This is a genomic window from Emticicia sp. C21 (assembly GCF_003418935.1).
Lineage (GTDB): Bacteria > Bacteroidota > Bacteroidia > Cytophagales > Spirosomataceae > Emticicia.
This window is the reverse complement of record NZ_QVMT01000001.1, coordinates 714,416-727,575: the sequence shown is the minus strand read 5'-3', so window position 1 is coordinate 727,575 and position 13,160 is coordinate 714,416. Positions and strand designations below refer to the sequence as shown.

9 protein-coding genes are annotated in these 13,160 nt (G+C 38.7%); 3 read left to right on the top strand and 6 right to left on the bottom strand.

Annotated features, from left to right (window positions below; translation table 11 throughout):
- Positions 1-169: 169 nt before the first annotated feature.
- From D0T08_RS02995 to D0T08_RS02975, 5 genes are all read right to left on the bottom strand, one after another.
- On the bottom strand, positions 170-1,888 hold the full coding sequence (locus tag D0T08_RS02995) for a RagB/SusD family nutrient uptake outer membrane protein (RefSeq protein ID WP_116981075.1): 1,719 nt from the start codon (positions 1,886-1,888) through the stop codon (positions 170-172).
- A gap of 32 nt (positions 1,889-1,920) precedes the next feature.
- Positions 1,921-5,139, bottom strand: coding sequence for a TonB-dependent receptor (locus D0T08_RS02990; RefSeq protein ID WP_116981074.1), 3,219 nt, complete (start codon positions 5,137-5,139; stop codon positions 1,921-1,923).
- Positions 5,140-5,454: 315 nt separating this feature from the next.
- Positions 5,455-6,099, bottom strand: a complete 645-nt coding sequence (locus tag D0T08_RS02985; RefSeq protein WP_116981073.1) for a response regulator transcription factor — start codon at positions 6,097-6,099, stop codon at positions 5,455-5,457.
- 376 nt (positions 6,100-6,475) lie between these two features.
- Positions 6,476-8,224 carry a sensor histidine kinase gene (locus D0T08_RS02980; RefSeq protein WP_116981072.1) on the bottom strand — a complete coding sequence of 583 codons (1,749 nt, stop codon included), beginning with the start codon at positions 8,222-8,224 and terminating at the stop codon, positions 6,476-6,478.
- 225 nt (positions 8,225-8,449) lie between these two features.
- Positions 8,450-8,878, bottom strand: a complete 429-nt coding sequence (locus D0T08_RS02975; protein WP_116981071.1) for a hypothetical protein — start codon at positions 8,876-8,878, stop codon at positions 8,450-8,452.
- 197 nt (positions 8,879-9,075) lie between these two features.
- Here D0T08_RS02975 and D0T08_RS02970 point away from each other — a divergent pair, with 197 nt between their 5' ends.
- Together D0T08_RS02970 and D0T08_RS02965 are read left to right on the top strand one after the other, a co-directional pair.
- Positions 9,076-11,655, top strand: coding sequence for a penicillin-binding protein 1A (locus tag D0T08_RS02970; protein WP_116981488.1), 2,580 nt, complete (start codon positions 9,076-9,078; stop codon positions 11,653-11,655).
- Positions 11,656-11,753: 98 nt separating this feature from the next.
- On the top strand, positions 11,754-12,104 hold the full coding sequence (locus tag D0T08_RS02965; RefSeq protein WP_116981070.1) for a LytTR family DNA-binding domain-containing protein: 351 nt from the start codon (positions 11,754-11,756) through the stop codon (positions 12,102-12,104).
- Here the strand turns inward: D0T08_RS02965 and D0T08_RS02960 are convergent, their stop codons facing one another.
- Positions 12,105-12,533, bottom strand: coding sequence for a DUF4440 domain-containing protein (locus tag D0T08_RS02960; RefSeq protein ID WP_116981069.1), 429 nt, complete (start codon positions 12,531-12,533; stop codon positions 12,105-12,107).
- Between the two features lie 158 nt (positions 12,534-12,691).
- Between D0T08_RS02960 and D0T08_RS02955 the strand changes: the two genes are divergently transcribed.
- Entirely contained in the window at positions 12,692-13,147 is a 456-nt protein-coding gene (locus tag D0T08_RS02955) for a hypothetical protein (protein WP_116981068.1), read from the top strand.
- Positions 13,148-13,160 lie beyond the last annotated feature (13 nt).

Here is a 13,160-nt window from a genome sequence, read left to right as displayed (position 1 = left end):
CCATTTATAGCGTAGGGCAGAGGGCGTGGAGGATTGGGCAAAAAAGAGGCCATATTGTTGTTACAGTATATTTAAAAAGAAAGAGATGGTCAGAAACCATCTCTCTTTTATCTTACTTGTTGAAACAAAACGTTTGTAGAATGTCTTATTAGTTTAAGGTAATTTTATATTAATACCCCGGATTTTGTTTTAAGCCCTGCTTGCCATCGGCAGTCTTGCTTTGATTGATGGCAAACTCCGGAATCGGCAGGTATTCATCTTTACCTTTTTTGAATGTTGTTCCGGCTATACTGGTTCTTATCACAGATTCTCTTTTAATGAAATCGTTGATAACTACATCTGCTATGCCCCATCTTACCAGATCATAGAAACGGTGGCCTTCCATTGCTAATTCAATCAGACGCTCAAATCTCACGGCATCTCTTGCTGTGTTTTTATCTGTCCATGGAGCGGTATAAATAGCTACCTGATAATCAGCGGCAGGTTTATCGCCATCCATTACTTTAGTAGATTTCACTGCACGGTCGCGAATCATATTCACGTATTCCTGCGCTTTGGTAAGGCTCCCCACTTCAACTTCACATTCGGCAGCCATTAGTAGTAAATCAGCGTAACGAAGTAATAATACATTTTTACCTAATTGGCTTTGACCCCAGGAGCCTGGTACCTGATATTTGCCTACTTCATCTTTCCATTGAATATGTTTGTTTGGTAACCAAGGGCCACCATTAGCCAACTGACGAATCCATGTAGCTTTGGCAGGACCAAAGTCTTTATAAGGCACACCAATACGACCCACTGTATAATCCAAACGAGTATCCAGTTGTCCTCTGTCAGGATAATCGTTCGGATTTGACTCCTGGCTTTTTACATTTACAGCATTAGAAGTATAAAGAAATGGTAAGCCTCCCTGAGTGCGGTAAGCGTTTACCAATGTTTGTGATGGTTGGTGGAAACCGCAGCAACCGCCGGGGCCGTCGTTATGAGGGTTAGTCAATTCACCTTCTTTATCGCTGTTAGCACCACCTGTACCGTCACCCACAGTATATTGAATACCAAACATCGCTTCTTTTCCATTTTCATAATCACCTCTGAACACATCTTTGAAGTCGCCTTGAAGACCATATTTCTCACCTTTAGAAGTTACACCATTTGCAATGACGGCATCAAATATGACTTTAGCTTCTGCATATTTATTCTGATAAAGCAATGCTTTGGCATAATAAGCGCCGGCTGCCCATTTATTCACACGACCAATCTGTGCCTGAGTAGGGGGTAGGTTATCGTAAGCAAATTTCAAATCAGCTTCAATTTGTGGCCATATACTAGCCTCGTTAGTAAGGGCTTTGTATTGGTCAGTAGAAGTAACCTTTTCGTCTACATAAGGAACATTATTAAAGTTTCTTTTCGCTTCAAAATGGTTGAATCCTCTTAAAAAGCGAGCTTCTGCAATAATATTTTTCTTGTTGGTTTCTGAAAGCCCCTGTACTTTTTCAACAATGCGTAGTACAATATTTGCCATACCAATACCATCATAGATAGCTTTCCATTTATTGGTTACTGATGGATTACTTGGTAGTACCTCAAAACGTTCAGTAGGGTTAATTTCTGTAGCCTGGTCAAGAGATTCTGAACCTTTGTACGCATCATCAGAGCGGATACTTCCCCATAACCAGTTGCTGGCGCTTACATACCACGCTGCAATCTGGTTTCCAGTCAATGCACGGTAAGCCACAATCAGTGCCCCATTTACGCCATTTTCGTTGGTGATGGCTTCTTCAGAAATAGCTCCAAGCGGTGGGCGATCAAGAAACTCGTCTTTACACGAGACCACCACCATCAGCGAGAGTATAATTGAAGTTGATAAAATTGAAATATATTTTTTCATCTTTTTAAAAAATTTTAAATGATTGTCAAGAATTATAGTCCGATGTTCACACCCAAAAGCACAGTTCTTGGTGCAGGAGTTCTGAACTGGTCAACTCCCATCTGTAATTCGCTATTACCTAATATTCCGATATCAGGGTCTGAACCTGAGTATTTGGTAATAGTGAATAAGTTCTGTACCTGTACATAAATTCTTGCTCTGCTCATGCCTGCTTTGCTAATCCATTTGAGTGGCAAAGTATAGCCCAACTGTGCCTGACGGGCGCGTAAGAATGAACCACTTTCTACATAATAAGAGGTTGAAATTGAACCTGAATAAGTATCATTGGCATTCAATATCGGTAGTCGTCCACTGGTATTCTGTGGTGTCCATGAGTCAGTCAGTACTTCTGTATTATAACCACCTACGAAACCTCTCAGGTGAGTAGCCCATTTGGTGTAGTTATAAATATCGTTGCCGTAGTTCCAGAAAAGGAATGTCTGAAAATCGAAGTTTTTGTAAGTAAGGGAAATATCAGTACCAATCTGGAACTTAGGAATCGGATTACCTATATAAGTCTGGTCGTTACCGTCAATTACTTTATCTCCGTTAATATCCTTGATTTTCCATGAACCTACTCTCTTATAAGGCATGGCTGCGTGCGCATCCACCTCTGCCTGGCTCTGAAAATTGCCCTCTACTTGCCAACCCCAGAACGAAGCTAATGGGCGACCGCCTTCCACACGTTGGATATTACCTAAACGACCAGCGCCAAACAAGAGTGCAGAACTACCCTCGGCATCAATTTTAACCGCTTCATTTTTGTAGTGAGTAAAGGTAGCTCCGATACTATAACCTAAATCGGTTGTAAACTTACCTTTGGTACTAAGGGCAATATCGATACCTTTATTTACCATAGTACCCACGTTTATTTTTGGCTGACCAACGGTTGGCTCTAATCCATTTGGCTGTCTGTCAACCAAAAGGTCTTTGGTAGTATTATTGAAATACTCAATGCTGAAATCCAGTTTGCCGTTCCAGAGTGTACCATCCAAACCTACGTTTGTCATTTCGGCAGCTTCCCATTTGGTAGCAGGGTTACCTACTACGTTGGGACGATACCCAATTATTGGTAAGCCATTTCCTCCGGTAATATCATAAGCAGTATTGCCTAAGCCTGCCGAATAGAACGAGTAAGCATTGGCCGAGCCTACGTTACGCTGGCTACCCATTTGTCCCCAGCCTGCTCTTAGTTTCAGATCAGTAACAAACGGAATGGATTTCATGAATGATTCTTCTGAAAGTCTCCAGCCAATACCAAAGGCAGGGAAAATACCCACACGGCTTTCTGGTCCGAATACTGAAGAAGCATCACGACGAACAGTGGCGCTGAACAAGTATTTGTCCATAAGTTGGTATTCAACTTTTCCCATCAATGAGTAAAGAGTGCGAGGTGTACCTGGCGAGCCACTATTTTGTGGCAGGTTTTTACCTGTATTCAACGACCAGAAATCAGGGTCATTAAAGTCATAATCATTTCTGCTACCTGAAATACCTCTGAACTGGCTGAAAATAGATTCGGTAGCTGCAAAGATTTTCAACGAGTGGTCTTTGTTGAAGTCTTTTTTGTATTGAATACTATTTGTCCATGTCCATGAAAAACCTCTGCCAAAATATTCGTTGAACGCATTATTACGAATTGGTTCGGCTTTCTCAGGTGTAATGAATATGAAGTTGTAACCGTTAGTCATATTCTGGTCGATACCAAAAGAAGATGAAATTGTAAGGTCTTTATACACTTCTATCTGTGCATACAAATTACCAAATAAGTTAAAGCCATTAAACTTATTGTCTTTGTTGCGCGCAAGGGTTGATGACGGTACGGGCGTACTACCTGCCTCACCTAACGAAGTACCTGCATAATTACCTTTAACATCATAAACCGGTAAAAAAGGAACTGTACGCAATGCCAGATACCATGGACTGGCTTCATTATTAAAGTCAAGGCCATCTCCTGAGTTGAATGGGTTACCGCTAGCCCCATACTGATTTGTAAAAGCTACCTGCAGGTTTTCACCTATAGTAAGCCATTTAGTGGGTTTAAAACGGGTATTAGCACGAACTGTAACACGGTTTAAGCCTGTATTTTTAAAGATCCCCTCTGTACCGAAGTAGTTTACACCTAATGAGTAAGTACCTTTATCAGTACCTCCGGTAGCAGTAATCTGATGACTCTGCACAGGTGCATTTTGCGTTGCTTCTTTCAGCCAGTTAGTACCCATACTTGTTTCGGCGATCTGATAGGTCCGGTCGTAGCTATAAGGGTCATAGTTATACTTACTCATATCCGGATTCGTAGCATCGTTCGGATTCGCTGTCACATTCGTGTTGGTAACCAGGTACTTAGGAATTCCATTCTGAAATACGTTGCTTTTGAACGGAATACCCGCTCCGGCCGCCGCAGCCTGTAAATACTGATAATATTGTTGCGTATTCATCATACTTGGAAAAACCCTTTCCGGCAATGATTGAATACCATAATAACCATCATACGAAATGGTAGTTTTGCCTGATGTACCTTGTTTGGTGGTAACTACAATTACTCCATTGGCCGCACGAGAACCATAAATAGAAGCCGATACAGGGTCTTTCAATACTTGTACTGACTCAATATCCTGTGGGTTAAGGGCATTGGCGTTATCGGTTGGTACTCCATCAATCACATAAAGCGGATCATTATTACCAAATGAGGTGAACCCTCTGATACGGACCTTGGCAGGTGCACCTGGAGCTCCTGTACCACTGACGGTTACGCCCGGAGCACGACCTTGTAGCATATTGCCAAGGTTTGATGAAGGTTGTTGTAAGGTAGATTTCGTGTTCACTACAGCTACCGAACCGATAATGTCTTTCTTTCTTTCAGATGTATAACCCGTCACAACAATTTCGTCGAGTGAGTTTACATCTTCTTCAAGGGTTACATCAATGACTGTTTTAGTACCTATTTCAACGTTTTTTAAGGTATATCCAATCGAAGAAAAGGTTAAGGTTCTGGCACCGGCCTTAGCCGCAATCTGGTAGCTTCCGTTTGCGTCGGTAACAGCACCAGTAGTAGATCCCTGCACCACAACACTTACACCTGGAATACCCGAACCGCTTTTATCGGTTACTTTTCCGCTGATATTTGTTTGCGCGTAAGTAAGGATGGCTGAAAAACAGAACAACAGACAGAGTTTAATACTCCGCATGTAGGTAGAGTAAAAATGTTTCATTAATGCGTAGAGTGTTTTGTTTTAGTTATCGGATTTTCTAAGGGAAAGTTATTATATAACTATTCCGATAAAAAATGTCATTTACAAAAGTATATTTAATGAAATAACATTTTATTAGGGAAAACCCTATATTTAGAGGAGGGTAGGAGATTTTAATTTGAGGGGATTCGGTGAAATTTTGTGGTTTGTAGAGACCACATGCATGGCGTCTCCGAGGGTTTATAAATAACACAAAATAGGAATCTGATTTTATCCCAAACAGAATTTATTGAGTTGAATATACCAAGGGAGACTATGAGTTGAAATTTATATTTATCACAAATAATTCATCTCCAAAGCAGTCTTAATAAGTAAAGCTGTATTGGGCACATCAAATTTCACTAATAGACTGCTTCTATGAAACTCAATGGCTTTGAGTGTAACAAAAAGTTTAGTAGCCATTTGCTGGGTAGTGTAACCCTCTGAAATCAGAAAAAGTACTTCTTTCTCACGTGGAGACAAGCGAATCTCATTGGTAGAGAAGAAACTGGTTTTGCGCGACTTTTTATCATGAGTATCCATCAGTTCTTTAATAAATGAATTGATATATTTTTTACCTTCATAGACTGTCTGAATTGCCTGTACTAACTCAGTTTTCGAAGTATTTTTCAGCAAATATCCCTGACCTCCCTTTTTCATGACCCTTTTCACGATGCTAAGTTCATCGTGCATAGTAAGGAAAATAACTTTTATAGATTTATGATGTTGCAAGAGATAATCATACAACATCAGACCGTCTTCAACCCTCGGAAATGAAATATCTAACAAAATGATGTCAACAGTAAAAGCCTGTAAGATTTCCTTAACAGACTCTACATTATAGCATCTTCCGAGTACTTTTAATCCATCATTATCAGATAATAAGGATTCAATTCCTTCTACAAATACATTGTGATCGTCGGCAATGAGCAAGTTAATCATGGTTCTAAAGTGAATAGAAACAGCCTAAGTTAGTAAAATCTTTTTATTAAATAATTGGGTGAATCTCTAATGGATATACGTATAGTATGTATACAAAAGATGAGATGGCTAAAAACCATCTCTCTAACAATTTAATTTTTACTTTTTTTAAGTACTCTAAAATCTTTGTGAGTTTGTTAGTTCAGGATAATGGATGCACACAAGTATATGTCAATGATTGAAATGCAACTGGAATAGCAGCGCATTGTCTCATTACAAATCAATGTTATTAGTTTTTGGGAATTAGAGGATAGGGCTTAAACTACACAAAAATAGATAGAAAGGCTGTGCAATCTATTAGGGTAAACCCTATTTTTCTGAAGAGAAAATACCAGAATTAACTGGCTATTTTGGCCATAGGAACAGAAATCATTACTGATGTTCCGGTACTTGCCGGCGCATGATTCTGCCAGAGTACCTGCCCGCTCAGGTATTCAATACGTGAAGTGACGTTAGAAATACCACTTCCCTGAGGTTGCCTTTCCATGTCAAAACCAATACCATCATCTTCAACGCTAATCAGCAAGTCTTTCTGATTAGCTAATAACTGAACACTGATTTTGCGTGCACAGGCGTGTTTCATGGCATTATTAACCAACTCCTGAATAACTCTGTATAATAAAGCAATAGCTTCCTGACTTAATGGAGGAAGTGACCCATATTTTTCGAGGTTTATCTTGGTTTTTTTTGTGCTGGGCAATTTATTTATCAGGTCTTCCAGGGCAATCTCAAGGCCATATTTAGAAAGGGCAGTTGGGTGTAAATTATGCGATATAAGCCTTATTTCCTGACAGGCATCATCAATAATCTGATTCAGAGTAGCTCGTTCTTTGGCGGAAAGCGGTTTATGACGTGATTCAACAAAAAACTTGATTTGTGTTAACTGTATACCCAGACTATCGTGTAAATCACGGGCGATGCGCCCACGTTCGTTCTCCTGCCCTTGTATAAGCGCCTGTAACGATTTCAGCTCTAGATTTTTAATTCTCTGATTATGGATAATGTCTTTTTGGCGGGTTATGGTGTTTAGCTGTCTACGGCCCACAAAAAGAGCCACTACTGCCAGAATCAGAAAGATAATCAAGACCGTAAGCAGTATATTCTGTAAACGGGCTTCGCTATTGGCTTGCTCAGTAAGCTGATTTTGTAATTGCAGATTTTTATACTGACTATTCAGCTCTTCCAAACGTATGGTCATGGTTTGTTCCGACTCATAATATTGATTAGAGTACAGAATTGTTTGCTGATAAAACTCGTTGGCTTTTTGAAACTCACCGACTTTAGTATAGGCTATTGAGAGATGATAAGAAATGTCTTTGGCCAAAGCAACATCTTTGTTTTTGCCACTGATTTCATAAGCTTTCAGATAATAATCTATAGCTGTCTTATAATTACCCGAAAGCGCTTCTATACGCCCCAGATAGAAGTTATTGACAGAAACCATCCAGTCAATTTTTGCCTGTTGGGCATATTTCTGACTTAGGTCGAGATATTTTCTGGCTAGAATCAGATGTTTATGATTGATATAACAAATAGCAAGCAGATTGTAAGTATAACTCAGATCATAGGAAAACTGGTTGGCCTTACATCTTTTTTCAATGATAAGTAATTCTCTGATAAGCGAATAATCGAAAGGAGGCTGGTGCTTTTTAGCATCAATAATTGCTAATTCGGTGTGGATTTCTTTTTGTAACTGATGTGTTCTTTTATAATATCCCAGAGCTGATTCATAGTTTTCGATCGCATATTTTCTGGTATAATTATCAAAATAATACATCCATCCCACATCCATTTTTGTGCCATAATAATTAGCCGAATCTCCCGTTTGTTTAAAATAAATCAGGCTTGTCTGATATGATTCCAGACTATAAATATTAAAACCATAGTGATTCTGATAGGCATCGCCAAGCCGCTTGTACAAAATCCCTAATTGCGCCGGATTGTCTTTATTTTTTTCAATAGCTTCTTTCAGGCTGATAATTGAGGCGTGTTCCTTTTTGTATTTGGGTTGAGTATACCCCCGGAAATAAAAGAAAATGAAGAATAGACTGGTGAAGCCTACTCTTACAAAATGAAGTTTTTTCATATACTATGTAAAGGTCGAATAGGGTAATTCTCTATACAATAACTCATAGGTGTCGTATAGAGAATTTAATTACTAAGTTATCTGAAATTTGATAAAAAGTAAATGACTATTTGAGCTTTATATTATTTACTGAGATTTCCATAACGATGATTTGGAAAATCGTCAAACAAAAAAACAGGAAAGCAACTGCCTTCCTGCAAAACTTTATCTATATTTTGAAAAATTCTATTTATAATACTCTCTTATTTGAAATAGAAAATACCCCGAAATAAGAAAGGTGATGATGGCATCAAGAAACCTTAAATAGAGTATATCGCCTATCAGAAATAGCAGAAATGCATAGTAAGCCCATACCCACCCCTCACGCTTCCGGTCAAATAAACCTTTGATTGACAATAAACTACAGAATAGACCTAAAATACCAAAAAGCATCCCAAGAGACCAAAGCGGATGATTAAAAAAGGCTGTAAACAAAGTGGTAAATGCTGAAAGACCGATCACAAAAATGTAGAGCGGCACCAACAAAACCATAATCCAGGGAGTTACTTTTACTATAAATTCTTTCCATTCTATGGGTAATTGAAATGAGATAGTTTTAGTGAAAAGAGGTAGTATCTCTTTCTCTAAGGGTTTGTCGGCAGGTATTAAGCTCATGGAAATGATTGGTTTTGGGAACGTAAATGTGAATTTTGATTTGAATATACTATTTAAAAGCAATTTCAAGGGGTTTTGTTTAATAATTCGACTTAGTTTTTTAGCAAATGGTTAATCGACTAAAAAACCTTTCAAGTTTTTTGATTATTTGGCTTAGAATCAAGTTATTTGTTGGGTTTTCGGCGAAATCTTTAAATATGGAAGAAAATAATAGAGTAGATTCTATCAGAAAAGTTTTTAATAACGCTACTACAAAGATAGGCGGAGCATGGGGGTGGTTTTTCGACCAGATATATCTGCTTTTGACTAAGATATTCGGTAAAGAAAGGGTGGAAATTGTCTTTATATCTTTTTATAAAGTTATTGATAAGATAACTGGTACTTTTCGCGCCAGATTTGATACTGATGGTAAATATTTTCCCCTTATCAGAGGTTTCTATAGAGTGGCCGTCAGGATTTTTATTTTCATCTTCTTTTATTGGTTCTGTATCGAAACCAATTTCCTATGGTTGTGCGGCGGTATGCCAAGTATTGAGCAGTTAACCAATCCTAAAATTGCACAATCTTCTACTATTTACTCAAATGATGGAGTCGAATTGGGTAAGTTCTTTACCGAGAACAGACAGACCATTGATAGTGCCCAGATGTCACCCTGGCTGTTTAAAGCCCTTATTTCTACCGAAGATAAACGCTTTTTTGAACATTCAGGTATAGACCTGAAGTCGATGGCAGGTGTTGCTGTTGGAATTTTCTCAGGTGGTGAGCGGGGTGGCGGTAGTACTGTTACACAGCAGTTAGCTAAAAACCTCTATAATACACGGCGTAGCGAAATGAGAGGTTTATTATACTATATACCGGTATTAAGCACAATTGTTTATAAATCCAAAGAGTGGCTTACGGCTATTCGTCTGGAACAACGTTTCACCAAGGGGGAGATTCTGACAATGTACCTGAATACGGTAGATTATGGGAACAATGCTTATGGTATCAGAACGGCTTCTCAAACTTATTTCAGTAAAGAACCTGACAAACTGAACCCAGAAGAGGCGGCTGTACTGGTAGGTTTACAAAAAGGAACAACGCTTTACAACCCAATCAGAAATCCAAAGAATGCATTGAAACGCCGCAATACAGTTTTGCAACTGATGGCTAATAACGGTGACCTTACACAAAAACAAGCCGATGAATTAAGCAACACCGAAATAAAACTGGATATAAATACAGAGGTTGATGAAGATAATAAAGGTACTTATTTCAAAACTGCACTCGCACGCTTTATTGAAAAATGGGCAGAAACCAATGAAGTAGATTTAAATCTGTATAAAGATGGTTTAAAAATCTATACGACTATTGATTCTAAAATGCAGGATTATGCAGATAATGCTGTTTCGAGCCATATGAGGCGTCTGCAAAAGATTTTTGATACCGAATGGAAAGGCAAAAATCCATGGATTTATGAAAACGGACAGGAAATATTAGGGTATATTGATACGGTAGCAAAGCGTACACCTATGTACAAAAAACTGGCTCAGAAATTTAAGAATAACCCTGACTCGATACATTATTACATGTATGAGAAAAAGAAAATGACCAGGGTATTTGTTTGGGGTAAAGATGGGGCTTCGTCTCAGGAATTTCTTATGAGTCCTGTTGATTCTATTATCCATTATAAAAAACTTTTGCAAACAGGTATGATGGCGATGGATCCATACAATGGGTATATCAAAGCATGGGTAGGAGGGATAGACCACGAATATTTTAAATATGACCATGTTCGACAAGGCCGCCGTCAACCGGGTTCTACTTTCAAACCGATTTTGTATACCGCTGCCATTGACGGCCCTTTGAATCTTTCGCCATGCGATAGACGTACCGATGAACCATTCAAAAAAGAATGGCAGGAAAACGGTGAAACTAAAATATGGGAACCCAAAAATGCGGATGGTGTATTTACATACGCCAGCATGACCTTACGCAGGGCTATGGCCCGCTCTATCAATTCGGTAGCAGCACAACTCTCTGATGAAATAACGCCAAGAGTTACGGTAGAGTATGCACGTAAGTTAGGTATTACTACCCCACTTGACCCTGTATTATCGATAGGATTAGGTTCATCTGATGTATCACTTTATGAGCTTGTGGGGGCTTATGCGGTTTTTGCAAATGGTGGTGAGCATGTCGAGCCTGTTCTGGTTGCTAAAATTGAAGATGCCAAAGGAAAGGTTATCTATGAAGCTGAAGTGAAAAAACGTCAGGCTATTAGCCCTGAATCTGCATTCTTGATGCAATATATGTTACGTGGTGGGGTAGAAGAACCGGGTGGTACTTCACAAGGTTTGTGGGAATATGCCAGCGCTTTATTTGGCAACGGCGGACAAGCTGGAGGAAAGACAGGAACAACTTCCAATTATTCAGATGCGTGGTATATGGGCTTCACTAAAGATCTGGTATGTGGTGTATGGGTAGGTGGCGACGACCGCAGTATTCACTTCCGTTCGCGCATGGGTGAGGGGTCTCGCTCGGCTCTTCCAATCTTTGGTAAATTTATGCAGAGTGTGTATACTGATAAAACTTTAGGTTATAAGCCTGGGCCATTCCCTAAACCAAGTATAGCAATTAACAAAAGCTATCAGGGCTGTGGCGGAGATATTGGCGGAATTATTGCCGCAGATACAAGTGCCATAGGTCTGGATACATCAAATACTGTTCAGCAAGAGATAATCACTTTCCCTCCGCGAGAGCAACCGGCCAGAGATACTACAAAAAACAATCGATAGATGGTGCTAAAAAAAATCTTATAAAAAATATAAAATCATTACAACTATTATCCTCGATTGGGAGTCAATGCCTTTGAAGAACGTAAACTCTCTATCTAATGGACGCAAAACTATACACAGCTACACCAATTAAATTAGCAGGAAAAAAGAAAGTGAATCCTGCCGAAGTGCTTTTTCTGAAAGCAGACGTAAACTACACAGAGATTTTTTTACAGGATGGCGAAAGATTTATCGTTTCAAAAACCCTGAAAGAGTTGGAGAAAAGATTCGTCAATTATAATTTCTTCCGTACGCATAAATCCTATATGGTTAATCTGAAGTATGTGACTGGCTATCAGATTCATGAGGGCTTGTTGGTAAAAGTACAGGATGAACACCAGGTGAGCCTTTCACGCCGTAGAAAAGAAATCTTCCTGGATACCGTATCTAAATATAGAAAAGCAAGCTGATTAGCTTGTATGATCAGAGACAATAAGCCATTGGCCATCAATCTTTTTTAATACAAGCGTAAAGAATCCACCAGCATCACCTTTTTCAGGTCGAGTCAAGTGCCATTTTCCTAATACCCAGCAAGTGGTAGGTGAATGAAAATCTGTTTTCTGAATATCGAATTTGAGCTTACCCATGGTAGCAAGGTCTGGGTAAGTTTTCAGGTATCTTTCTAAAGTGGCTTTCCAACCATAAATTACCCCGTTTTTACCTATAAACATCAGCGAATCAGACTTCCAGTAATCTTCCATAAAAGACTTGATGTCTCCTTTGTTCCAGTTCTCATTTTGTCTGCTTAATACTTTTAATACTTCCTGTCTGTCTTTAGTGTTTTGGGCAAATAATTGACTTGAAAATAAAAAGCAGAATACAGTAATAATAATTCTCATATAGTTAGTTTAATTTAATGAAAGTTTTTTATTTTTAGGTGCAATAATATTGTTGCTTAAGTTTTTTCGAGGTCTTAATTTGAAGAAATAAATATATTGTAATTTTTTGGGTTTTTAGAGGTTTCTTTTGAAAGTGTAATTCAAATACAAATAAACTCATGAAAAAAGTTTTTTACTTCCTTTGCTGCCTGCTATTGCTTTCATGTGAGAAAACCTATTATGGCAGAAATGCACCTCTTGTTACTACTTCTTATGGTATATGGAAACTGGAAAAAATTGTGAGCCCTTCCAGATCTATTCTCGCTAATGAGTTAGGATATGAACAATTGATTCAGATCGAACCCAATGGGAGTACGCACAATTTCTTCATTTTTAAGGACAAAAAACTAACAGACACTTATTCATTTGGACGTACGAGTAACGAAATTGACAAAAAAGGTAAAATTTATTTTGAAGTGAATATGGGGATTAAGTTAGTGAAAATAGAAATAATTCCTAACAGTGAGGGCAGTCTTATGGGCCTCGTCATGAGTGATTTTTTGTATAAGTCCCCTGCACAAGCGGATACACTCAGGTTTCACTATTCCCGTTTTACTTCTCCAAGAAATTGGTAATCAAGCGTAGCTT